The following is a 23415-nucleotide window of genomic DNA, read 5'->3' as shown; positions in this document are numbered from 1 at the left end:
TGACTGGCGGAGTGGACGGGACTCGAACCCGCGACCCCCGGCGTGACAGGCCGGTATTCTAACCAACTGAACTACCACTCCTGGCAGGCAGCTTTTCGCTTGCATCTCTTCAACACAAGCCAAGCGCTACAACTTGGCGACCCCACGGGGATTCGAACCCCGGTACTCACCGTGAAAGGGTGATGTCCTAGGCCTCTAGACGATGGGGTCAAAACCTTGGAACTAACCGATAACAAACTTTGGTGGAGGTAAACGGGATCGAACCGATGACCTCTTGCATGCCATGCAAGCGCTCTCCCAGCTGAGCTATACCCCCANCCGTGAAAGGGTGATGTCTAGGCCTCTAGACGATGGGGTCAAAACCTTGGAACTAACCGATAACAAACTTTGGTGGAGGTAAACGGGATCGAACCGATGACCTCTTGCATGCCATGCAAGCGCTCTCCCAGCTGAGCTATACCCCCACTTAATGACACCAACCACACTGTGTTTGTTGTCATCATCTGAGCCTTGAATTATAGACAGATTTTCAGCGGTTTCGCAAACGCGCTACAACTTTTTCACGTCCGACCAATTCCAGCACCGCATCCACCGACGGCGTGTGGGCCGTGCCCACGGTCAGAACCCGCGCGGGCATCGCAAGCTGGGGCAGCTTCAGGCCTTGGCTGGCGAGCACCTGCTTGAACGCAGCGCTGATGGAGGCCTTGTCCCATGCGCAGGCAGACAACGCATCGGCCAACGCATCCAGTGCGGGAGCAATGGTTTCGGTGACATGCTGGGTGCGTTCTGCATCCACGGGCGTCACTTCGCCATAGAAGACATGGGCCCAGTCGGCGAGCGCCACTGTGGTGTCGCACCGGTCCTTGAACAAGGCGCAAATCCGCCCAAGCCGTCCATCTGCCAGCGCTTCGGCCGATACCCCCCTCTGCTGCAGCTGCGGGGCTACCAGTGCGGCCAGGGCATCATCGGCCATGGCCTTGAGGTGCTGGGCGTTGACCCAGCGCAGCTTCGCCCCATCGAATTGGGCGGCGCTGCGGCCCAGGTGGTCGAGGTTGAACCATTGCAGGAACTGCTCGCGGCTGAAGATCTCGTCGTCGCCATGGCTCCAGCCCAGGCGGGCTAGGTAGTTGACCATGGCGTCGGGCAGGTAGCCCTCGTCGCGGTACTGCGTGACGGGCTTGGCGCCGTTGCGCTTGCTCATCTTCTCGCCCTGCTCGTTCAGCACGGTGGGCAAGTGGGCGTACACCGGCGGCTCCTTGCCCAGCGCGCGGAAGATGTTGATCTGGCGCGGCGTGTTGTTCACGTGGTCATCGCCGCGGATCACATGGGTGATGTCCATGTCGATATCGTCCACCACCACGCAGAAGTTGTAGGTGGGCGTGCCGTCCGGGCGGGCAATCACGAGGTCGTCGAGTTCGTCGTTGCTGATCTCGATGCGGCCCTTGACCTTGTCCTCCCAGGCCACCACACCACCCTGCGGGTTCTTGAAGCGGAGCACGGGCAACACACCGGCGGGCACGGGCGGCAGGGTCTTGCCATCTTCAGGCCGCCAGGTGCCGTCATAACGGGGCTTCTCCTTGGCGGCCATCTGCTTTTCGCGCAAGGCGTCGAGTTCCGCCACGCTCATGTAACACGGGTACACATGGCCAGCGGCCTGCAGATCTGCCAACACGGCCTTGTAGCGGTCCATGCGCTGCATCTGATAGAACGGGCCGTCGTCATGGTCCAGACCCAGCCATGCCATGCCTTCGATGATCACATCCACCGCAGCCTGGCTGGAGCGCTCCAGGTCGGTGTCCTCGATACGCAGGATGAAATCGCCCCCCGTGGCCCGCGCGAACGCCCAGGGATACAGCGCCGAGCGGATGTTGCCCAGGTGAATGAAGCCCGTGGGAGACGGGGCGAAACGGGTGCGCACGCGGCCCGCGCTGGAAGCAGTGGTTTCAGTCATGTCAATAAGTTCTGGCCCTCTCGGGGCCAGCTTCAAAGTTCAATCAATCCAGAAAGCGGTAGCAAAGCCTGCCGCCAGATCGCCTTCAGGGAAAAAGCGATCTGCGGCAACCAACCCCCTACACCTGGGCGTTCGGCAGCGCCAGACGGGAGGTGTCTTCCTCGCCCTCTTCCGCTCCCACGCGCCCTTCGTTCAGGCTGGCGATGCCCTCGGCGGTGATGTCGCCGGTCACATAAACACCATCAAAGCAGGATGCATCAAACCCCACGATGGCGCTGTTGAGGGCGCCCACGGCCTTCTTCATTCCGTCGACATCCTGATAGATGAGTGCGTCGCAGCCAATCGCCTGGCGAATCTCCTCCACCGTGCGGCCATGGGCCACCAGTTCGCTGCTGGTGGGCATGTCAATACCGTACACGTTGGGATAACGCACCGGCGGCGCGGCGCTGGCCAGGTACACCTTGCGGGCGCCAGCGTCGCGCGCCATCTGCACGATCTCACGGCTGGTGGTGCCACGCACGATGGAGTCATCCACCAGCAGCACATTGCGGCCCTTGAATTCGCTGCCAATCACATTGAGCTTCTGGCGCACAGACTTCTTGCGAACGCCCTGCCCCGGCATGATGAAGGTCCGGCCCACATAGCGGTTCTTGACGAAGCCCTCACGGTACGGGATGCCCAGCAGATGCGCCAGTTGCGTGGCACTGGGGCGGCTGGACTCCGGGATCGGAATGATCACGTCGATTTCATTGGGTGGCACAGTGGACACCACGCGCTTGGCCAGGGCCTCGCCCAAGTTCAAGCGGGCCTGGTACACCGAGATACCGTCGAGCACCGAGTCGGGACGCGCCAGGTACACAAATTCGAAGATGCAGGGATTGAGCTGCGGGTTTTCTGCACATTGGCGGGAATGCACCTTGCCATCGAGCGTGATGAAGATGGCTTCACCCGGATCAATGTTTCGCTCGAATACCTGCGAAGTGCCCTCCAGCGCCACCGATTCGCTGCCCACCATCACGGTGCCATCCTGGCTGCGCCCCATGGCCAGCGGGCGGATACCGTGCGGATCGCGGAAGGCCAGCAGACCATGGCCCGCGATCAGTGCTATCACTGCATACGAGCCCTTGATACGCTTGTGCACCGCCCGCACCGCCGTGAAGACATCTTCAGGCTGCAGCGGTACACCACGGGTGGCGCGCTCCAGTTCATGCGCGAACACGTTCAGGAGAACTTCAGAATCGCTGTCCGTGTTGGTGTGGCGGTGGTCCGTCAGGAACAGCTCTGCGCGCAGCTCACGGGCATTGGTCAGGTTGCCGTTGTGCACCAGCACGATGCCAAAGGGGGCATTGACGTAAAACGGCTGCGCCTCTTCTTCGCTGTAGGCATTGCCCGCCGTGGGATAGCGTACCTGGCCCAAACCAACGTTGCCTGGCAACGCACGCATGTTGCGGGTGCGGAACACGTCGCGCACCATGCCCTTGGCCTTGTGCATGAAAAACTTGCGGCCCTGCTGGGTCACGATGCCGGCTGCGTCCTGGCCGCGGTGCTGCAAAAGCAGCAAGGCGTCATAGATCAGCTGATTGACGGGCGCAGGGCTGACGACGCCGACGATTCCACACATAGTTTGTATTCCATCCGTTTGCGGGAACAGCCCCGCGGCAATCAAGCAGCAACGGCTTCTGGCCGCCACCGCATCGCTATCAAGAAGGCAGATGCCTTCCAAATTCGTCCGGCAACGCCGGTTTCAAGCCCTTGAGCACTTCGGCCAGCACCGGAGCCCCTTGGGACTCCTGCCACCACAGGGCTTCACGCATGGGCGTGAGGCCTACCACCACAGCCACGGCCAACAGCACAACCACCCCACGCAATACCCCGAAGGCGGCGCCCAGCGTGCGATCTGCGGGCCGCAGGCCAATGGCATCCACCAGCTTCTTGGCCAGCCAGGTCACAAATCCGCAAGCAAACACCGACGCAACAAACACCACGACAAAACCTGCGGCATACCGCAAAGAATCTGCCGATTCGCCCATGGGCAGCAGCGCCGCCACGTCCTGGGCAAACCATTGCGCCACAAAAAAAGACACCACCCACCCCAACAAAGACAACACCTCAAACACCAGCCCGCGCCAGGCGCCTATCAGCATCGAGGCGAGCAACACCGCGACAAAAATCCAGTCGAGTGCAGCCATGGTGCAGGCAGCCCCTGGTGATTTACAGGGTCAGGACGGACGCTGACAGGTCCAGCGCCTTGATGCGCGCCGCAGCCTTGTCCGCTTCTGCCCGGCTGGTGAATGGCCCCACACGAACCCGCGTGCGCTTGCCATCCTTGGTGTCCACCACCTGGGTATAGGTTTTCATCCCGGAACGCTCCACCTTGGTGCGAGCCTCACGGGCCTTGTCCGCATCCGCAAAAGCTCCCACCTGCACGATGAACCGGCCGTCTTCCGCGTTGGCGGAAGCAGCGGCAGGCTCTGCCGACCGGCCCTCCAGCAACGCACGCGCACGGGCAGCCTCGTCCGGGCGCTGCACGGGCTTGGGATCAGCAGGCGCAGTCGGCTTGGGCTCTGGTTTCGGTTCCGGCTTTGCGTCAGGCTTGGCAGGTGCGGAAGGAGCGGGCCTGGATGCGGCGGGGCGCGATCCCTGCACCAACTCTTCGCCATCCGCGAGGCCATTGCCCACCGCGCTGTGGTTGCGCTGGGGCGCGGGGCGCGGGGCGGCTGCCACTTCCTGGGAAGGTGGGGTAGAAGGCTTGGCGGCCGCAGGCGCGTCTGCCACCGGCGCGGGAACCACCAGAGGGGCCACCTTGTTCCGGTCCGGTATCTCGATGGGAATATCCACCGGAATGGGCCGAGGTTGCGTGTCAAACAGCATGGGAAAGCCGATCACCCCGACCAGCACCAGCACCGCTGCGCCGATCAGCCGATGGCGGGCCCGGCGACGCATCACCTCGATGCTCTCGGCCTGCGGGGCCCGCGGTCGCTTGGACGGCTTTTCGGCCTGCGCTTGTTCACCCTGACCGGGCCACCGAAACTTGAAAAATGCCATGGAATAACGACTCGTTCGGACCTCAGAACCTGTCTATTGGCCCAGATGTTTGGCGTGCAGGCGAGGTATTCCGTTGATCAGCACACCACCCACCGTGTAAAACGAGCCAAAGACCACGATTCTATCAGCCGGGTCTGCGGCAGCGACCGCGGCCTGCAAGGCCTCCATGGGGTCTGCATGCAGGGTGGAGGTGACGTCGCGGCGCCCGCCCGCGACCATCTGCACTGCGTTCCACTTCTGCTGCAGGACTGCGGCGGTCTCGGCGCGCGGGGTCGGCAGGCTGGTGAAGTACCAGCGGTCCACCAGCGGACCCACCTTGGCCAACATGGGGCCCAGGTCCTTGTCGGCCATGGCGCCAAAAACAGCGTGTGTCGTGGGGAAGAACCCCATGGCATCCAGATTGGCCGTGAGCGCGGCCACCGAATGCGGGTTGTGCGCAACATCCAGCACCAGCGTCGGTTGCCCGGGCACGATCTGGAACCGGCCCGGCAGTTCCACCAGGGCCAAGCCATTGCGCACGGCCTGGGCCGTGACCGGAATGCGCTCGCGCAGGGCCTCCAGCGCAGCCAGCACGCCCGAGGCATTGATCAGCTGGTTGGCACCACGCAGCGACGGGTAGGCCAGCCCCGCATAGCGGCGGCCCCGCCCTGCCCAGCTCCATTGCTGCTTGTCGCCCGAGAAGTTGAAGTCCTTCCCAAAGCGCCACAGATCGGCCCCGATTTCCAGCGCGTGGTCGATGATGCTCTGGGGCGCCATGGGGTCACCCACGATCACCGGGCGGCCTGTACGCATGATGCCGGCCTTTTCCCGGCCAATGCTCTCGCGGTCCGGCCCGAGGAATTCGGTGTGGTCGATGTCGATGCTGGTAATGATGGCGCAGTCGGCATCAATGATGTTGGTGGCATCCAGGCGCCCGCCGAGCCCGACCTCCAGGATGGCCACGTCCAGCCGCGAATGGCTCATGAGACGCAGGATGGCCAGCGTGGTGAACTCAAAGTACGTGAGGGAGACTTCATCACCATTTTGGGTTCTGGCGCTCTCCACCACCTCAAAGTGCGCTATCAAATCAGAAGCAGACACAATTTCGCCGTGTACGCGGCACCGCTCTTCAAAATGCACCAGGTGGGGCGACGTGTACACGCCCGTGCGGTAGCCCGCCTGCTGCGCCACGGCTTCCAGCATGGCGCAGGTGGACCCTTTTCCATTGGTGCCCGCCACCGTGATCACAGGGCAATCAAACCGCAGCGCCATGCGGCGTGCCACTTCGCGGACACGGTCGAGCCCCATGTCGATGTTGCGGGGATGAAGCTGCTCGCAATGGCGGAGCCAGCCTTCCAGGGTGTGGATTTTGGTATGCATACAGGGCGGGATTGTCGCCCAGCCACAAGTTCGAGGATGATGCGCGGCATGACAACCTCACACATCACCGTCTACGGCATTCCGAACTGCGACACCGTCAAGAAATCCCGCGCCTGGTTCACCGCGCAGGGGCTGGACCACGCGTTCCATGATTTCAAGAAACAGGGCGTTCCCGCTGCCCGACTGCCCGACTGGATGTCCGCCGCCGGCTGGGAAAAGCTGGTCAATCGCCAGGGAACCACCTGGCGCAAGCTCGAATCTGACACACAGGCGGCCGTCCAGGACGAGGAAAGTGCCAGTACCCTGATGCAAGCCCAGCCCAGCGTGATCAAACGCCCGGTGGTGGAGTGGCAGCATGGTGGCCAGACACACATCTCCGTCGGCTTTGCGCCCGATCAGTGGCAAATCTGGATGAACGAGGCTGCAGGCGCCTGAATCAAGCGCCCAGACCGGAGAAATTGCACAAATCTTTACGCAGATTTACGGCGACCAGGCCCTGAATTGACCGTGCGGGCCTAAACTTTTCTGCAGTCTGGTGCGTTATGTACCGACCCGTAAGGAGTTTCTCCATGAAAAAGATCGTCATTTTTTCCGCAATGGCTGCCATCGCCACCATGGCCAGTGCCCAAGAGCAGGGCCGTGTGCTCTCGGCCACCCCCATCGTTCAGCAGGTTGCCACGCCCCAGCAGGTGTGTGGCAATGAAACGGTGTACAGCGGCAACCGCACCAGCGGCGCTGGCGCCGTGGTGGGGGCCATCGCAGGCGGTGCTGCCGGCAATGCCATCGGCAAGGGAAGCGGCCGCGCCGCCGCCACAGCCATTGGCCTCATCGGTGGCGCCGTGATCGGCAACCAGATCGAAGGCGGCCAGCCGCAGTACCAGAACGTGCAACGCTGCACGACCGAGACCTACTACGACAACCGCACGGTGGGCTACGACGTGGTCTATGAATACGCGGGGCGCCAGTACACCACCCGCACCCAGACCGACCCAGGCCGCTGGATTCCCTTGAGCGTGCAGCCTGCAGGTCAAACCTATTCCACGCAACCCGACCCCTACGCCTCGCAGGGCGTCTACAGCCAGCCTGGTGTGGTGACCTCGACCTACCCTCCGCAGCCCGTCTACCAGCAGCAACCCACCTATGTGACGCCACCCGTCACGGTGATCGAGTACGGCTACGACAGCCGCCCGTATTACCCGCACCACCGCAATCCCTACTGGCGCTAAGCCACCGGTAATTGCCATTGCAAAGAGCCCTTCGGGGCTCTTTTGCTTGGGCAATCCGCAGATGGGGGATTTTTAGTGGGACCCTGCCGACAAGGTTGCCGCCCCCCTGCCCTAAAATCGCGGGTTTCCTCCTACCTTATCCAGCGCACCCATGACCACCGAAAAAATCGACGGCGTGTCCGTCACCACCCAGGCCAATGTGTACTTTGACGGCAAGTGCGTGAGCCACGGCATCACTTTTGCCGATGGCACAAAGAAGTCGGTGGGCGTGGTGCTGCCCGCAACGCTCACCTTCAACACCGGCGCGCCTGAGATCATGGAATGCGTGGCCGGATCGTGCGAATACAAGCTGGCTGGCACCGACGCCTGGGTGAAGTCCTCGGCGGGCGAAAAATTCAGCGTGCCCGGCAACTCGAAGTTCGACATCCGTGTGACCGAGGCCTACCACTACATCTGCCATTTCGGCTGAAATTTGATTATTTTTGGCCTCTAGCGCTTATCCATAAAGCGCAAGCAGCTATCATTTTTGACAAGCATTCCATGGCAACCATCCTCCAGAACCTCCCCCTCGGCCAAAAGGTCGGCATCGCATTTTCCGGCGGCCTGGACACCAGCGCAGCCCTGCACTGGATGAAGCTCAAGGGCGCCGTGCCCTACGCCTACACCGCCAACCTGGGCCAGCCTGACGAGCCCGACTACGACGCCATCCCCCGCAAGGCGCTGGAATACGGTGCTGAAAAAGCCCGCCTGGTGGACTGCCGCACGCAACTGGCCCACGAAGGCATTGCCGCCCTGCAGGCCGGCGCGTTCCACATCTCCACCGGCGGCCTGACTTACTTCAATACCACGCCCCTGGGCCGCGCCGTGACCGGCACCATGCTGGTGGCCGCGATGAAGGAAGACGACGTCAACATCTGGGGCGACGGCTCGACCTTCAAGGGCAACGACATCGAGCGCTTCTACCGCTACGGCCTGCTCACCAACCCGTCGCTCAAGATCTACAAGCCCTGGCTGGACCAGCTGTTCATCGACGAGCTGGGCGGCCGTGCCGAGATGTCTGCGTTCATGACCCAGGCCGGCTTTGGCTACAAGATGAGCGCGGAGAAGGCCTACAGCACCGACAGCAACATGCTGGGCGCCACCCACGAAGCCAAGGACCTGGAGTTCCTGTCCAGCGGCATCCGCATCGTGAACCCCATCATGGGCGTGGCGTTCTGGAAGGACGAAGTCGCCGTCAAGGCAGAGGAAGTCTCGGTGCGCTTTGAAGAAGGCCAGCCCGTGGCACTGAACGGGGTGGAGTTCAACGACCCTGTGGAGCTGATCCTCGAAGCCAACCGCATCGGCGGCCGTCATGGCCTGGGCATGAGCGACCAGATAGAGAACCGCATCATCGAAGCCAAGAGCCGCGGCATCTACGAGGCCCCGGGCCTGGCGCTGCTGCACATCGCCTACGAGCGCCTGGTGACCGGCATCCACAACGAAGACACCATCGAGCAATACCGCATGAATGGCCTGAAGCTGGGCCGCCTGCTGTACCAGGGCCGCTGGTTCGACCCACAGGCCATCATGCTGCGCGAAACCGCCCAGCGCTGGGTGGCCCGCGCCGTGACCGGCACCGTGACGCTGGAACTGCGCCGTGGCAACGACTATTCGCTGCTCAACACCGAATCGCCCAACCTGACCTACGCGCCCGAGCGCCTATCGATGGAAAAGGTGGAAGACGCGCCGTTCAGCCCGCTGGACCGCATTGGCCAGCTGACCATGCGCAACCTGGACATCTCGGACACGCGCGACAAGCTGGGCGTGTACTCGCGCGCCGGCCTGCTGTCACTGGGTGGCAACGCGGCACTGGCGCAGCTGGGCGACGACGGCAGCAAAAAATAGGGGAAAAGGCCTCTAGCGCTTTATTGACAAGCGCTACAAGCTATTAAAAACAGAGCAACCGCCCCGCCCTGCGGCCGGGCGGTTTTTTTGTCGCCTAGAAAAACCGGCTCCACTGCACCACCACCACCCCCTCACTGGGGAACAAAAAAGAAATCCTGCAGCTCCTGCCGGTTCTGTACGCCCAGCCGCGTGTAGATCTGCCGGCGGTGGTAGGTCGCGGTATTCGCGCTGATGCCCATGCGGGCCGCGATCTGATCCTCCGGGAGGCCGCGAACCAGCCAGTAGGCCAATTCATGCTGGCGTTGCGGGAGGCCAAGCGTGCGCAGCGCGGGCAGAAGCCGGGCCACACGCGGAGCCCGCTGGGTGATATGGAGGCTGATCGCGTGCCCTTGGCCCGTTGCAGCGGTCATCTGCGTGGCGCGCAGCAAAAACCAGCCACTTGCATTGTGCAATTCCAACTGCGGCACCGCCGGTGCCGGACCGCCGTGGATCAACCGCTGCGCGGATTGCAGACGCTGCAGCAGCGTGTGCAGCGCGGGGGGGAGTTCAGTGCGGCGGTACCAGCGCGGCCCAAAGGCCAGCGCCATCAGCTGATCGGCCTGCGGCGAGGTCCACAGCAACTGCCCCCCTGGGGTGGTGATGAGCACGGCGCTGTCGTGCAGCACGCTGTCTTCGGTATCCATTTCGCCAAGCTGCAAGGTCCGCGCCAACCAGGGCTCCAGCCGTCCGAGCATGGCCACGTCCTCGGGAGCAAAACGCGCTGCCCCGGGCCGCCGGTACAACTTGAGCGCACCCACACCCTGGCCCTGCGGCGTGCGCAGCACCAGGCTCAGGCAGTCCAGCAATTCAGCGGGCCGCAGCACCAGGTTGTAGAAATCGCTGCGCATGAATTGCGCCATGGGCACCTTCAAAAGCTCCTCCATCACCTGAGTTCCATGGTCGCCGCGCACGGCGGCAGCGAAATCGTGCGCGCTGCGGCGTATCACCTGTTGTTCGGTGGCCATGAGCTGCGGGTCGAAATAGGTGTGCATGCACCCGCGTGCGATGGAAGGCTCGATGTACGCATCCAGCCCCCCATCAGCGCCAGGATAGAAATACCCGCCGGTATCAAAGTCAATGATGCGGTGCAGTTCGTGCAACACGGGCTCGATGAGCAGGGGCCCGTTGAGATCCAGGCAGGCCATTTGCTGCAGTCGCGCAATGGCTTGCTGGTGGGTGCGAGGAAGGGGCATGAAGGGTTATGGTGGGCTGTGTGGACGGCAGCGTGGTAGCAGCAACCTACCACACGGTCTGGCGGTTAGCCCCACCCCGAGGGGTGGGGCGGCGACCCGCAGCGATTTCTACACTGGCTGCCAGGCTTCGCAAGGCGATCTCAACCGCTGGACAGCCCTTGCACTCACCTCCCGCGTGACGCAGTCAATTCCCCGGCCACACCCATGAATCGCCCCTTAACAGCATCGCCCGGCACCTCCTCTCATTCTGATTCACGCCAGTGCCCACACACCAGCAGCGGTGGACATATCAAAAACCATAGCAACTAACGCTTAAAACAAGCGCTATCGGTCAATTCAATGAAAAAACAGCTCATCACCGCCCTGCTCGCCATCGCCGCGTGCACCGGGGCGCAGGCCGCCACATTCACGGTGGATACCACCGCGGACCTGAATGACGCCACCGCAGGCGACGGCATTTGTGGCACCGGCGCTGCGGGCACCTGCTCGCTGCGTGCCGCCATCCAGGAGGCAAATGTCCTGCCGGGCGCCGACACCATCTCGCTGCCTTCAGGCCACTACACGCTGACGCGCTTGCCCCTCGCCGGCAACGTCCTCGGCATTGCCAGCGACATCACCATCAACGGAATGGGGGTCAGTGCAGGCGCCACCGTCATCGACGGCAATGGCGACCGCATCGTTCTCCAGATCACCGGAAGTCCCACCGTCCACCTTCACAACCTTGCCATCGTGGGCGGCACGGGCCATGGCTCCGTGTTCGGTGGCGGCATCTACATCGGGGGTGGAACGACGACACTCTCTCAGGTCGTTGTTGGGGGCAACAATGCAGCGGGATCTGTTACCCAGCAAGGCGGCGGCATCTATGTCTACGAGTTCGCCACTCTGAACCTGATCGACAGTGAAGTCTCGGGCAACACCGCCGTCAACGGAGGAGGAGGTATCTCGGTGCGCGTTCTGTCCACCGCAAACATCACTCGCAGCACCGTCCGGGGAAATTCCCTGACGAATCCGGGGGCCACCGGTGGCGGGGTGGACGCCAGGGGCACGCTGGACCTCGTCAACTCGACAATCTCAGGCAATGCGGCAGCAGGCGGAGGCGGCGGCCTTTCGGTAGGGGGCGGCGGCACAGCAAACATCAGCTTCACCACCATTGCCAACAACACTTCAGGTGTCAACGGTGGGCAACTGCAGGTCTTCGGCGCCACCGCCCACATCGGTGGCAGCATCGTCGCCAATCCCTCGGCAGGTCTCAATTGCCGCCTCCAGGCCGGGGCCCTCACATCCGATGGCTACAACCTCGACAGCGGCACGGCCTGCGGCTTTGGCGCCGCCGGCGACATCGCCAGCGCCGACCCTTTGCTGGGGCCACTGACTTACACAAGCCCCCTACCCACCCAGACCCATGCACTGCAGGCGGGCAGTCCGGCGGTCAACGCAGGCCCTACCGGCGGGTCGCTACCTGCCACCGACGAGCGCGGTGCGGCGCGGGTGCAGATGGGGCGGGCCGACATCGGCGCGTATGAATCCGCCCTGGGCGCACCGCCCGGACCCGGAAACGTGCAGGCCGTGCCGGTGGACAACCCCCTTGCCCTGGTCTTGACCGCCCTGGGCCTGCTGGGCTGGGCACGGCACAGAAAGCTCAACCCGAAGACATGACCGTTTCGGAGCACCGAAGCGCGCGTGAAGTGAATTTCCTCCAGGTGTTTTAGATCATTTTTGAGCCCTAGCGCTTGCTATATAAGCGCAACAAGCTATCAAACATATAGCAAATTTAATTAGAATCAGGGCCTACACCACCACCGGCTCCGGCTCCAGCCGGATGCCAAAGCGTTCGTACACGCTGGTCTGGATGGCCTTGGCCAGCGTCATGACCTCGCCCCCCGTCACGCTGTCCCCGCCCCGCCCCCGGTTGACCAGCACCAGGGCCTGTTTTTCGTACACCCCGGCCTTGCCGATGGACTTGCCCTTCCAGCCGCAGGCATCGATCAGCCAGCCCGCCGCCAGCTTGATGCTGCCGTCCGGCATGGGGTAGTGCACGATCTTGGGCTCGCGCGCGATGATGTCGGCGCACTGGTCGGGCGACACCGTGGGATTCTTGAAGAAGCTGCCCGCGTTGCCCACCACGGCGGGGTCGGGCAGCTTGGCACGGCGGATGTCGCAAATCCAGTCAAAGATCTGCTGGGCGCTGGGGTGCTCCACGCCCGCCTCGGCGCGGCGGCGCTCCAGGTCGAGGTAGCCCAGCACGGGCTTCCAGGGTTTGGGCAGCCGAAAGCGCACATGGGTGATCACCGCCCGCCCTGCCAGTCCCATGCCGCGCGGCAATCCGCTGCCGTCCAGCGATTCGGAGGGCGCATGCTTGAAGACGGAATCGCGGTAACCAAAGCCACATTGCGCGGCATCCAGGCTGAACGGCTGGCCGGTGGCCAGATCGACGGCATCGAGCGACTCAAAACGGTCCTGCAGCTCCACGCCATAGGCGCCGATGTTCTGCACGGGCGAGGCCCCCACGGTGCCGGGGATCAGCGCCAGGTTCTCCAGCCCCGGGAACCCGTGCGCCAGCGTCCAGGCCACCGCGTCGTGCCAGACCTCGCCCGCACCCGCCTCCACGATCCAGGCCTTGGGGGTTTCCTCGACCAGCCGCAGGCCCTTGATTTCCATCTTGAGCACCAGGGGCTTCACGTCGCCGGTCAGGATGATGTTGCTGCCGCCGCCCAGCACGAACTTGGGTGCCGGAGCCAGCTCGCCATCGGCCAGAACGGCCTGCAGATCCGACACGGAGCGCACACGCACCAGGGTTTGGGCGCGCGCGGCAATGCCAAAGGTGTTCCAGGGCTGCAAAGGGGCGTTTTTCTCGACTACCATTGGCCCGATTGTCGCACTCAGCCTTTCGGGCCCCTGCGATTTGCACCTGTTTTCCCCGAGATTGAGAGCCACCATGCCATCTTTTGACACCGTCTGCGAAGCCAACCTGGTTGAAGTGAAAAACGCCGTCGAAAACACCGCCAAAGAAATCGGCACCCGTTTCGACTTCAAGGGCACTTCGGCCAGCATCGAGATCAAGGACAAAGACATCACTTTGATTGGCGACGCCGACTTCCAGCTCACCCAGATCGAGGACGTGCTGCGCAACAAACTCACCAAGCGCAACGTGGACGTGCGTTTTCTGGACATGGGCGATGTGCAGAAAATGGGCGGCGACAAGGTCAAGCAGGTCATCAAGGTGCGCAACGGCATCGAGAGCGAGCTGGCCAAGAAGATCCAGAAGCTCATGAAGGAGAGCAAGCTCAAGGTGCAGGCAGCCATTCAGGAAGACAAGGTACGCATCACCGGCGCCAAGCGCGACGACCTGCAGGCCGCCATGGCGCTCATCCGCAAGGATGTGACCGATGTACCCCTGTCGTTCGACAATTTCCGCGATTGACGATGAAGCACCCCCTGAGTCGCCTTCGGCGCCTTCCCCCTCTCCTTCGGGAGGGGGACGCCACCCGTGGCCTGGCAAAGCCAGTTCCACGGTGGCACTGGCTTGGGCCACGCCGGTTTCAGGGGATGCGGGCGGTGCGTAGCGCAATGGGTGCCAACTCTGTTCTCGCATGGGTGCTGGCCGCTCTGTGTCTGGCTCCGTCCTGGGCCAGCGCCCAGGCGGTCGCGCTGGCAGGCATGCTGGGCAGCAAGGCCCTGCTGGTGGTGGACGCCAACCCACCGCGTGCCTTGGGTGCGGGCGACGAATACAAAGGCGTGAAGGTCCTTGCCATCACGGCGGATGAAGCCACCGTCGAAGTCAAAGGTGCGCGGCGCGTGCTGCGGCTGGGCGAGGCCCCAGTGAGCGTTGGCGCCCGGGGGGGAAGCGGCAAGCGTGTCGTGCTGATGGCCGACAGCCGGGGACATTTCATCAACAGCGGCACCATCAACGGGCGTGTCATGCAGTACATGGTGGACACCGGTGCATCCACCGTGGCCATCGGGCGCCAGGACGCCGAGCGCATGGGGCTCAACTACCAGAACGGCCAGCCCGTGCGCATGAACACGGCCAACGGTGTGGCGCAAGGGTGGCGCATGAAGCTCGACTCGGTGCGCATCGGTGATGTTGAGGTGTTCGGGGTCGAGGCCATCATCACCCCGCAGCCCATGCCTTATGTGCTGCTGGGCAACAGCTTTCTGACCGAGTTCCAGATGACCCGCATCAACGACCAGATGGTGCTGGAAAAGCGCAATTAACTGCGCCTGGCCCACACGCACTGCCTGCCATGTCTGCCCACCACTCCACCGGCACCCCACACCACGCCGAAGGCGAATACGAGGACTTGCTGGGCCTGTGGTCAGACCTGGAATCGGCGCTGTCGGTGCTGCTGTCCCGGCCGCTGCAGGTGCAGGACTTCGCTGCCAAGGTGCGCCAGTTCGATGGCTGGCTGCAGGACCTGGTGGCGCACGATATCGACGCGGCGCTGTACCTCATGTTCCAGCTGGCGTCCACGTCCACCGTGGGCTACAGCGCCTCCCACGCGCTGGTGTGCGGCACCTTGTGCCACATCATGGCGCACGAGCTGCACGTGCCCCCCCGGGAACGTGACAGCCTGGTGCGTGCGGCCTTGACGATGAACATCGGCATGACCGCCCTGCAGGACGAGCTGGCCGAACAACGCGAACGCCCCACGCCCGCCCAGCAGGAGGCCATCAAGAGCCATCCGGAAGAAAGCATGATGCTGCTGGAGCGCCTGTTCATCAACGACACACTCTGGCTGGACGTGGTGGGGCAGCACCATGCCACCGTGGCCGACCGTGTGCCACTGGCCAACCAGGAGCCTGAAGACCGTCTCACACGCATCCTGGGCACCATCGACCGTTACGCAGCCATGATCAGCCCGCGCAAATCCCGCGCGGGCCGCAGCGCCACCGACTCGGTGCGCGCCATCGTCGGGCAGGAGATCGATCAGCACGACGAGGTGAGCTACACCCTGGTGCGTTCCATTGGCCTGTGCCCGCCGGGCACCTTTGTGAAGCTGGACAACGGCGAAACCGCCATCGTGCTGCGCCGCAGCGAAAAGGCCAACCACCCCCTGGTCGCCAGCCTGCTGGACCGTACCGGTACCCACCATGCGCAACCCAGCCTGTACCAGACGGCCACGGGAAAACCGCGCATCCAGTCCGCTTTGGCCCGCTCGGCCGTGAGCCTGGAACTCAACCACCGCACCATGGTGCGACTGGGGCTGTATGCCGCCCAGCACAGCGCCGGGCTCCGCGGGCTGATTTCCGGACCGGGTTCACTGTAGAAGCCCGCAGACGGAACGTGCCCCGCAGGCAACGCGCCGCGGCGCTGCCCGCCCCGGTCCAGGCCGCTATTTTGCCGGCTTGCCTTTGCCCCCAGCGTCCGGCTTGGCCTTCTTGCTGCCCAGGCGCGACTCCTTGCCTTCGATGAGGCGCCGGATGTTCTCCTTGTGGCGCCAGGCCAGCAGCATGGCCATCACGATGATGGAGGCCGCAATCGTGCCCTCGGCATACCACACCACCCCATCCACCAACAGGTAGTACACCGGCGCGAAGGCAGCTGCCACCAGCGAAGCGAGGGACGAATAGCGGAAGAAGAACGCGATGATGAGCCAGGTCGCAGCCGTGGCAAGTCCCAGCCAGACGCTGATGCCCAGCAGCACGCCCAGCGCCGTAGCCACGCCTTTGCCCCCTTCAAAACGAAAGAACACAGGCCACAGGTGACCCAGAAATGCCGCCAGCCCCACCATGGCCACGGTGCCGTCTTCCAGCCCATAAGGGTGGCCAAACCACATCACCAGCGCAACGGGCAGCCAGCCCTTCACGGCATCCAGCAGCAACGTCACGATGGCCGCAGCCTTGGATCCCGAGCGCAACACATTGGTGGCGCCGGGGTTCTTGCTGCCGTAGGTGCGCGGATCGCTCAGGCCCATCACACGCGTCACGATGACGGCGAATGACAGCGAGCCCAGTAAATAGGCTGCCACGGCGGCAAGGATGGGGTACACGGCGGTCAAAGCAACTCCTCAATATCAGGGGACGGCGGACGGTCTGCCGTGGCGGCCTATTCTGCCAGCGCGCAGTGCACAGGTTTGGCACCCAGCAACTGCACACATACCTGCGGATCGATTTGCACCAAAAATCCCCGCCGGCCGCCGTTGATGGCAATCTGCGGCAGCGCGAGGATGGACTCTTCGATGTATACCGGCATCGCGCGCCGTGTGCCAAACGGCGATGTGCCACCCACCAGATAGCCGCTGTGGCGGTTGGCCACCTCGGGGGCGCAAGGCTCTACCGACTTGGCGCCAATCTGTCGAGCGAGATTCTTGGTAGAGACTTTGCGGTTGCCATGCATCAGCACCAGCAAGGGCTTGGCATCCTGGTCCTGCATCACCAGGGTCTTGACGACGGTGAAGGGGTCGAGGCCCAGCACCTCGGCGCTGTGCAGAGCACCGCCATGCTCCAGGTATTCGTAGGGGTGCTCGGTGAACGCCACCTTGTTCGCCTTGAGCAACTGGGTGGCTTGGGTCTCGGAGACGTGTTCTTTCTTGGCCATGGTGCGATCCGGATAGGGGGTGAATGGTATCCACTCGCGAGACCCGATCGCCTATGAGGCCGACCAGAATCACGGATGTTTGGTGACCCGCCCCACGGAGGTCTTGCGCCGCCCTACCTTGCGCTTGCCATACTGTTCGATAGCAGTCACCAGCGCCTGTGTGAACTGCTGCACCAGCGCCGACGGCGTCCGCCCCTCCACGGCCAGCACCTGCAGGCGCCGCTGCTGCAACTGCGCCTCGTCAAACGGCCGGGCCGCCAGCAGGCCCGCCTCCACCCAGCGCGCCGCCGTGAGGTAGCTGGCCAGCGCCACATCCTGCCCATCCAGAAGCGGCAGCAGTGCGGAGGAAAAATTGCTTTCCACCGCCGGCACATAACGCAGCCCCTGCACCGCACAGCTCAGGTCAAACAACTGCCTGCCCGTGATGCCAGTAGCGCCCAGGAGCAGCGGGTAGCGCACCACATCGGCCACACTCACACTGCGTTGGCGGGCCAGCGGGTGCTGCGCGGGCATGATGGCGTAGATGGGAGCAATGGCCGAGTGCAGCACCTGCAAGCCCTTTTCGGGCGCCACGCTGTACTTCAGCGCCAGATCGACGTCTCCGCGCTGTACGAGGGCCGACACTTCCTGCGGCACGTCCACCAGCAACTGCAGCTGCACCTGGGGGTGCATCTGCCGAAACGTGCTCATCACCAGCGGCATGAAGCTCGCTGCAAACCCTTCGGTGCAGGCCACCCGCACGCGCAAGGCCTCCTGGGCCGACAGCCCTTGCAATTGCTCCACCAGCTCCGTGGCCTGCGCGTCGTGTGCCGTGGCATGGGCGAGCAGCCGGGTGCCCGCTTCGGTCAGCGCCATACCACGGGCTTGCCGCTCGAACAGCACCACGCCCAGGCTGTCTTCCAGCTTCCCAAGCTGGCGGCTCACAGCCGATGCGGCCACGTGCAGGCGCTGCGCCGCCTGGTTGACGGAGCCGGTGCGCGCCACTTCCAGGAAGTAGCGCAAGGGCAGGCTGAGCAGTGAAACGGGCATGGTGCACCTTGAACAAAAAGGCAACGGTCAGTTGCCAAATCTCTATCCAAAGCAATGGTAAACCGGCTCCCATCTTGCAGGGTTTAAGGCTCCAATTCACCCATGGCAGCGTGTGCCAGCGGTCGCCTTTGCGCCGGAGCCGCCACCACCCCCCGCCTCAACCTCTGGAGCCTGCATGAAAAGCCTTGTCCGAGTCTCTTTGCTGTCTGCCGTCCTGGCCACCTTCGCCAGCGCCAGCACTCCCATCCTTGCCCAGACGGCTGCGCCCGCCGAGGCGTGGCCCGAGCGCGCGGTGCGCCTGGTCGTGCCCTTCCCGCCCGGCGGCGGCACCGACGCCGTCGCCCGTGCGCTGGGCCAGAAGCTGTCCACCCGACTGGGCAAGCCCGTGGTCATCGACAACAAGCCCGGCGCCTCCACCATCATCGGCACGGACAGCGTGGTGAAGGCCGAACCCGACGGCTACACCCTGCTGGTGTCCGGCTCCACCAGTTACACCGTCAACGCCGCGCTGCGCCCCAAACTGCCCTACGACCCGCTGAAAGACCTGGCCCCCGTGGCCATCATCGCGCGTGCGCCGCTGGTGGTGGTGGTCAGTGCCGCCTCGCCCCACAAGGACCTGGCCTCGCTGCTGGCTGCGGCCAAGGCTGCACCCAAAACCGTCAACTACGCCACGTTCGGCTCGGGCTCGGCCCCGCACCTGGTGGGCGCGCTGCTGGAGCAGGCCGCGGGCGTGCGCCTGCAGGACGTGCCCTACCGGGGCAGCGCACAGGCGATGATGGGGCTGATCGGCGGGGAGATCCAGATGGCCATCGACACCGTGGCCAGCGCCGCACCCCATGTGCGTTCGGGCAAGCTGCGCGCACTGGCCATCGCGGGCAACGAGCGCGCCCGCGCCCTGCCGTCGATTCCCACTGTGTGGGAGCTGAAGCTGCCGGACGCAGCCTTTGACGGCTGGTACGCCGTGGCAGCCCCTGCGCGCACGCCCGCGCCCATCGTGGACAAACTGATGAAGGAAGTAGAGGCCGCCATGCGCGATGTCCAGCTGCAGGACCAGATTCGAGCCCAGGGCATGGAGCCCGTGTTTGTGGGCCCCAAGGCCATGCACGCCGCCATGGACAACGAGATCGGCCGCTACCGCGCGCTGGCCCACCGCGCACAGATCGTGGCGGAGTGAACCCCGCAAGGAGCCCATGATGAACCGAGAACAACTGATCCAGAACGTCCACCGCTACTTCGACGATGGCCGCTTTGCCAGCGACCTGCGTCGCCGCGTGGCCTGGCGCACCGAAAGCGATACAGGACAGGTCCCCCCCACGCTGCGCGCCTACCTGACCGATGAAATCGTGCCTTTGCTGGAGCCACTGGGTTTCGACTGCCAGGTGTTCGACAACACCGACCCCAGGGGAGGCCCGCTGCTGCTGGCACGCCGGGTGGAAGACCCCGCCTTGCCCACCGTGATGACCTATGGCCATGGCGATGTGGTCAACGGCCAGGACAGCGCCTGGCGCGAAGGCCTGTCGCCCTGGGAGCTGACCATCGAAGGCGAACGCTGGTATGGCCGTGGCACCGCCGACAACAAGGGCCAGCACACCGTCAGCCTTGCGGCGCTGGCACACACGCTGGAGGCCCGCCAGGGCCGCCTGGGCTACAACGTCACGCTGCTCATGGAGATGGGCGAAGAGGCCGGCTCTCCCGGCCTGGGCGCCTTCTGCGAACAGCACCGCGAGGCCCTGAAGGCCGACCTGTTTGTGGCCAGCGACGGCCCCCGTGTGAGCGCGGCGCGCCCTACCCTCTTCCTGGGCTCGCGCGGCGCCATCAATTTCTCGCTCACGGTACGCAGCCGCGACAAGGCCTACCACTCGGGCAACTGGGGCGGCGTGCTCGCCAACCCCGCCACCGTGCTCACACACGCCCTGGCCACCCTGGTCGATGCCAAGGGCCGCATTCTGGTCAAGGGATTGCTGCCACCTTCCGTGCCCGGCAAGCTGCGCACAGCCCTGAAGGACGTGGCCATTGGCACCGGTGCCGATGACCCTGCGCTCACCCCCGGCTGGGGCGAACCCGGCCTCACGCCTGCGGAGCAGCTGGTGGGCTGGAACACGCTGGAAGTGCTGGCACTGGGTTCGGGCAATGCGCAGCGGCCGGTCAATGCCATTCCCTCCCAGGCGGCGGCACATTGCCAATTGCGCTTCGTGGTGGGCACCGACTGGAAGAACGTGAAAACCACGCTGCGCGAGCACCTGGACGCGCACGGTTTCAGCCAGGTGGAGATCTCCATCGGCATGGAGTGTGGTGCCACTCGGCTGGACCTGCACAACCCCTGGGTGGACTGGACCCTGGCGTCCCTGCAAGCCAGCGCGGGCCAGCCAGCCACACTGTTGCCCAACCTGGCGGGCTCCCTGCCGAACGACATCTTTGCAGACCAGCTCGGCCTGCCCACGCTGTGGGTGCCGCACTCGTACCCGGCCTGCGCGCAGCATGCGCCCAACGAACATTTGCTGGCCTCCGTGGCGCGCGAAGGCCTGGCCGTGATGGCCGGGCTGTTCTGGGACCTGGGTGAAACCAACGGCGTGCCGTGGAAGGAAGGCGCGCTGAGCACGACCACCAGCGCCTGAAAATGACGCGGCCCGGCCAGTGCCCCCGCGCAAGGGCCGCCCCGCCGCGCTGGGGGCGTCCCCCCGGGGGGATGGCGCGAAGCGACTCAGGGGGGCTTCACAATGCCGGGTCGCGCAGCTCCCAGCGGATGGCATCGATCGCCTGCAGCACCTCTGGCGACAGCGTGGTGCCCCATGCGGCCAGGTCTTCATCGAGCTGCGCCACCGACGTCACACCGATGATGGTGCTGGCAACCTGCCACTTGGTGTAGCAGAACGCCAGTGCCATCTGCGTGGGCGTCATGCCGTTGGCGCGGGCCAGGGCGTTGTAGCGGCGCGAGGCCGTGAGCGCCTCGGGCCGACCCCAGCGCTGCTTGCGCACGGATTCATACGTGGAAATGCGTGCGCCCTGGGGAGCGGAAGGGCCGGTGATGCCACTTTCGTCGTACTTGCCCGTCAGCAGGCCAAAGCCCAGCGGCGAGTAGGCCAGCAGCGACACGTCCAGCCGGTGGCAGGTTTCATCCAGGCCGTTTTCCCACGTGCGGTTGATCAGGCAATACGGGTTCTGCACGGTGGCCACGCGGGGCAAGCCATGCTGCTCGGCCAGGCGCACAAATTCGTGCACGCCGTAGGGCGTCTCGTTCGAGAGACCGATGTACCGCACCTTGCCCGCCTTCACCAGCCCGGCCAGCGCTTCCAGCTGCTCGTGGATCGGGGTGGTGGAGGTTTCCTTGGAAGGGTCGTAATACAGATTGCCGAAAGCGGGCACATGGCGCTCAGGCCAGTGGATCTGATAGAGATCGATCACGTCGGTCTGCAGGCGGCGCAGGCTGCCTTCGCAAGAGGCGACGATGTCCTTGGCAGACATGCCCTTGTTCTCACGCACCCAGGGCATGCCGCGCGAGGGGCCTGCCACCTTCGTGGCCACCACAAGCTTCTGGCGGGCGCCGGGGTTCTTGGCAAACCAATTGCCGATGATGGTTTCCGTGGCGCCAAAGGTTTCTGCCTTGGCGGGCACCGAATACATCTCGGCGGTGTCGATGAAGTTCACGCCCCGCTCCAGCGAACGGCTCAGGATGGCATGCGAATCGGCTTCATTGACCTGTTCACCAAACGTCATGGTGCCCAGGCAGATGGGGGTGACAAGCAGGTCACTCTGACCCAAGGGGACTTTGTTCATGCGGTAGAAGCTCCAGAAGACGAAAAAAGCGGCAAAAATGGACCACACACCCTGCAGCCGCATGAAGAGAAGACACGCAGCGCAGGCAGCTGCAGCCAGTGCGGTAGCAAGCCCGGACGGCGATGGTACAAGCGAACGCCAAAGCTTGCCCGAGGCCCGCCAAGTGGCCCCGACAGCGCAGCCGCCTAGGCGACAGCACTCGCTGCGCGGCCCGCACCACCGACGTAACATTGGCGCCACCGCGCCGGGCACCCACCGGGCTTTGCAAAAATGCCGCCCTGCGGCGAACTGGCGGTCCCCTGCCTTGTACCCACCCGTCCCTCCGCACCACCGCCGCATGTACGAACCCCTCAAGCCCTCCCGCAGCAGCACGCTGGCGCTGCGCCACCTGAATTACCACATGCGCCACTGGGGCCCCGAGCAGAGCGACCTGCCCACGCTGGTGCTGCTGCATGGCTGGATGGACGTCAGCGCCTCCTACCAATTCACGGTGGACGCACTGCGGCAGCAGCGGCGCATCATCGCGCCGGACTGGCGCGGCTTCGGGCTCACGTCCAGCGCGCAGGCCGACCATTACTTCTTTGCCGACTACCTGGCCGACCTGGACCTGCTGCTGGACCACTACGCCCCCGGTCAGGCCATCGACCTGGTGGGACACAGCATGGGCGGCAACGTGGCCATGATGTATGCCGGGGTGCGACCCGAGCGCGTGCGCAAGCTGGTCAACCTGGAAGGCTTTGGCCTGCCCGCCACGCGGGCCGCGCAGGCGCCCACGCGTTATGCGCAGTGGATTGACGAGATCAAGCAGCTGCACCAGGGCAGCAAGGATCTGAAGACCTACGACAGCGCCGACGGCGTGGCACGCCGCCTCATGAAGACCAATCCCCGCTTGTCCGAGGACAAGGCCCAATGGCTGGCCCAGCACTGGGCGCGGCCCAACGCGCAAGGCCTGTGGGAGATCCTGGGCGACCCAGCCCACAAGATCACGAGCGCACAGCTGTTTCGGGTGGACGAAGCCCTGGCCCTTTACGAACGCATTTCAGCCCCCGTGCTGGCCGTAGAAGCCAGCGGCGACAGCCTGGGCCAATGGTGGAGCGGCCGGTACACCCTGGACGAATACCACCAGCGCCTGACCCACGTGCGCACCTGCCGCACCGCTGTCGTGGCAGACGCGGGCCACATGCTGCACCACGACCAGCCCGAGCAGGTGGCGCAGCTCATGGAACAGTTCCTGAACGAAGCGTGAACCAGATTTGAATAAAAATGGCCGCCAGCGCTTATCCATCAAGCGTTGGCAGCTATCAAATTTGAATAATCACATCCGCAGCGTCCCCAATGAGCAGAGCCTCGTGCGCACCGTCGGCCCTGCCAGGGGAC

The 23415-nt window shown here is 64.3% G+C and carries 22 protein-coding genes and 4 tRNA genes; 11 read left to right on the top strand and 15 right to left on the bottom strand.

All coding sequences use genetic code 11. From position 1 onward, the window contains the following. Window positions 1–4 precede the first annotated feature (4 nt). The 9 genes from ASE39_RS06675 to folC form a co-directional block, all read right to left on the bottom strand. Window positions 5–81: transfer RNA gene (locus tag ASE39_RS06675), tRNA-Asp, on the bottom strand. Window positions 82–134: 53 nt separating this feature from the next. Continuing rightward, window positions 135–210: transfer RNA gene (locus ASE39_RS06670), tRNA-Glu, on the bottom strand. A gap of 30 nt (window positions 211–240) precedes the next feature. After that, window positions 241–316 (bottom strand) — tRNA-Ala (locus tag ASE39_RS06665). Between the two features lie 72 nt (window positions 317–388). Then, window positions 389–464 (bottom strand) — tRNA-Ala (locus ASE39_RS06660). Window positions 465–529: 65 nt separating this feature from the next. Continuing rightward, window positions 530–1951, bottom strand: a complete 1422-nt coding sequence (gene gltX, locus ASE39_RS06655; protein WP_057270617.1) for a glutamate--tRNA ligase — start codon at window positions 1949–1951, stop codon at window positions 530–532. A 118-nt stretch (window positions 1952–2069) separates the two neighbouring features. Then, window positions 2070–3572 (bottom strand): amidophosphoribosyltransferase, encoded by a 1503-nt coding sequence (gene purF / locus ASE39_RS06650; protein WP_057224911.1) that lies wholly within the window; start codon window positions 3570–3572, stop codon window positions 2070–2072. 79 nt (window positions 3573–3651) lie between these two features. After that, window positions 3652–4140 (bottom strand): CvpA family protein, encoded by a 489-nt coding sequence (locus ASE39_RS06645; RefSeq protein WP_057224913.1) that lies wholly within the window; start codon window positions 4138–4140, stop codon window positions 3652–3654. A 22-nt stretch (window positions 4141–4162) separates the two neighbouring features. Beyond that, the gene (locus ASE39_RS06640; RefSeq protein WP_010465790.1) at window positions 4163–4996 is read right to left on the bottom strand and encodes an SPOR domain-containing protein; all 834 of its coding nucleotides are present in this window, start codon (window positions 4994–4996) and stop codon (window positions 4163–4165) included. Window positions 4997–5029: 33 nt separating this feature from the next. Continuing rightward, window positions 5030–6355 (bottom strand): bifunctional tetrahydrofolate synthase/dihydrofolate synthase, encoded by a 1326-nt coding sequence (gene folC / locus ASE39_RS06635; RefSeq protein ID WP_057224915.1) that lies wholly within the window; start codon window positions 6353–6355, stop codon window positions 5030–5032. 48 nt (window positions 6356–6403) lie between these two features. Here folC and ASE39_RS06630 point away from each other — a divergent pair, with 48 nt between their 5' ends. The 4 genes from ASE39_RS06630 (at window position 6404) to argG (ending at window position 9465) form a co-directional block, all read left to right on the top strand. Then, a complete protein-coding gene (locus ASE39_RS06630; RefSeq protein WP_057225302.1) occupies window positions 6404–6790 on the top strand; it encodes an arsenate reductase in 387 nt (128 codons plus the stop codon). Window positions 6791–6924: 134 nt separating this feature from the next. Continuing rightward, on the top strand, window positions 6925–7581 hold the full coding sequence (locus ASE39_RS06625) for a glycine zipper 2TM domain-containing protein (protein WP_057224917.1): 657 nt from the start codon (window positions 6925–6927) through the stop codon (window positions 7579–7581). A gap of 151 nt (window positions 7582–7732) precedes the next feature. Next, a complete protein-coding gene (locus ASE39_RS06620) occupies window positions 7733–8050 on the top strand; it encodes a pyrimidine/purine nucleoside phosphorylase (protein ID WP_010465797.1) in 318 nt (105 codons plus the stop codon). A 71-nt stretch (window positions 8051–8121) separates the two neighbouring features. Next, a complete protein-coding gene (gene argG / locus ASE39_RS06615) occupies window positions 8122–9465 on the top strand; it encodes an argininosuccinate synthase (RefSeq protein ID WP_057270616.1) in 1344 nt (447 codons plus the stop codon). A 131-nt stretch (window positions 9466–9596) separates the two neighbouring features. Here argG and ASE39_RS06610 read toward each other — a convergent pair whose 3' ends face one another. Beyond that, window positions 9597–10697 carry a helix-turn-helix transcriptional regulator gene (locus ASE39_RS06610; RefSeq protein WP_057270615.1) on the bottom strand — a complete coding sequence of 367 codons (1101 nt, stop codon included), beginning with the start codon at window positions 10695–10697 and terminating at the stop codon, window positions 9597–9599. A gap of 339 nt (window positions 10698–11036) precedes the next feature. On the opposite strand from ASE39_RS06610, the gene ASE39_RS06605 reads away from it, so the two are divergent. Then, entirely contained in the window at window positions 11037–12353 is a 1317-nt protein-coding gene (locus ASE39_RS06605; protein WP_057270614.1) for a CSLREA domain-containing protein, read from the top strand. A 132-nt stretch (window positions 12354–12485) separates the two neighbouring features. On the opposite strand, the gene murB is transcribed toward ASE39_RS06605, so the two are convergent. Beyond that, a complete protein-coding gene (gene murB, locus ASE39_RS06600; protein ID WP_010465806.1) occupies window positions 12486–13559 on the bottom strand; it encodes a UDP-N-acetylmuramate dehydrogenase in 1074 nt (357 codons plus the stop codon). A 73-nt stretch (window positions 13560–13632) separates the two neighbouring features. Here murB and ASE39_RS06595 point away from each other — a divergent pair, with 73 nt between their 5' ends. From ASE39_RS06595 to ASE39_RS06585, 3 genes are all read left to right on the top strand, one after another. After that, on the top strand, window positions 13633–14118 hold the full coding sequence (locus ASE39_RS06595; RefSeq protein ID WP_008906652.1) for a YajQ family cyclic di-GMP-binding protein: 486 nt from the start codon (window positions 13633–13635) through the stop codon (window positions 14116–14118). Between the two features lie 146 nt (window positions 14119–14264). Next, complete coding sequence (locus ASE39_RS06590; protein WP_140426156.1) at window positions 14265–14912, top strand: retropepsin-like aspartic protease; 648 nt, start codon at window positions 14265–14267, stop codon at window positions 14910–14912. Window positions 14913–14941: 29 nt separating this feature from the next. Beyond that, complete coding sequence (locus ASE39_RS06585; RefSeq protein WP_010465811.1) at window positions 14942–15964, top strand: HD domain-containing phosphohydrolase; 1023 nt, start codon at window positions 14942–14944, stop codon at window positions 15962–15964. A gap of 66 nt (window positions 15965–16030) precedes the next feature. Here the strand turns inward: ASE39_RS06585 and plsY are convergent, their stop codons facing one another. The 3 genes from plsY to ASE39_RS06570 all read right to left on the bottom strand — a co-directional run bounded on the left by plsY (window position 16031) and on the right by ASE39_RS06570 (window position 18264). Further along, window positions 16031–16696: a glycerol-3-phosphate 1-O-acyltransferase PlsY gene (gene plsY, locus ASE39_RS06580; RefSeq protein WP_057270613.1), complete on the bottom strand. Its 666-nt coding sequence runs from the start codon at window positions 16694–16696 to the stop codon at window positions 16031–16033. Window positions 16697–16743: 47 nt separating this feature from the next. Continuing rightward, complete coding sequence (locus ASE39_RS06575) at window positions 16744–17235, bottom strand: aminoacyl-tRNA deacylase (RefSeq protein WP_010465814.1); 492 nt, start codon at window positions 17233–17235, stop codon at window positions 16744–16746. Window positions 17236–17304: 69 nt separating this feature from the next. Further along, window positions 17305–18264: a LysR family transcriptional regulator gene (locus tag ASE39_RS06570; protein ID WP_057270612.1), complete on the bottom strand. Its 960-nt coding sequence runs from the start codon at window positions 18262–18264 to the stop codon at window positions 17305–17307. Between the two features lie 175 nt (window positions 18265–18439). Here ASE39_RS06570 and ASE39_RS06565 point away from each other — a divergent pair, with 175 nt between their 5' ends. Both ASE39_RS06565 and ASE39_RS06560 read left to right on the top strand, forming a co-directional pair. After that, complete coding sequence (locus ASE39_RS06565; RefSeq protein ID WP_057270611.1) at window positions 18440–19438, top strand: tripartite tricarboxylate transporter substrate binding protein; 999 nt, start codon at window positions 18440–18442, stop codon at window positions 19436–19438. A gap of 19 nt (window positions 19439–19457) precedes the next feature. Continuing rightward, the gene (locus tag ASE39_RS06560) at window positions 19458–20879 is read left to right on the top strand and encodes a M20 family metallopeptidase (RefSeq protein ID WP_057270650.1); all 1422 of its coding nucleotides are present in this window, start codon (window positions 19458–19460) and stop codon (window positions 20877–20879) included. Between the two features lie 97 nt (window positions 20880–20976). Here ASE39_RS06560 and ASE39_RS06555 read toward each other — a convergent pair whose 3' ends face one another. After that, window positions 20977–22038: an aldo/keto reductase gene (locus tag ASE39_RS06555; protein ID WP_010465818.1), complete on the bottom strand. Its 1062-nt coding sequence runs from the start codon at window positions 22036–22038 to the stop codon at window positions 20977–20979. Window positions 22039–22375: 337 nt separating this feature from the next. Here ASE39_RS06555 and ASE39_RS06550 point away from each other — a divergent pair, with 337 nt between their 5' ends. Beyond that, the gene (locus ASE39_RS06550; protein ID WP_057270610.1) at window positions 22376–23284 is read left to right on the top strand and encodes an alpha/beta hydrolase; all 909 of its coding nucleotides are present in this window, start codon (window positions 22376–22378) and stop codon (window positions 23282–23284) included. The last annotated feature ends 131 nt before the right edge of the window (window positions 23285–23415 follow it).

This window comes from Acidovorax sp. Root267 (genome assembly GCF_001429215.1).
Lineage (GTDB): Bacteria > Pseudomonadota > Gammaproteobacteria > Burkholderiales > Burkholderiaceae_C > Acidovorax > Acidovorax radicis.
The sequence above is the reverse complement of the archived record's forward strand: the minus strand, read 5'-3'. Positions and strand labels throughout refer to the sequence as shown.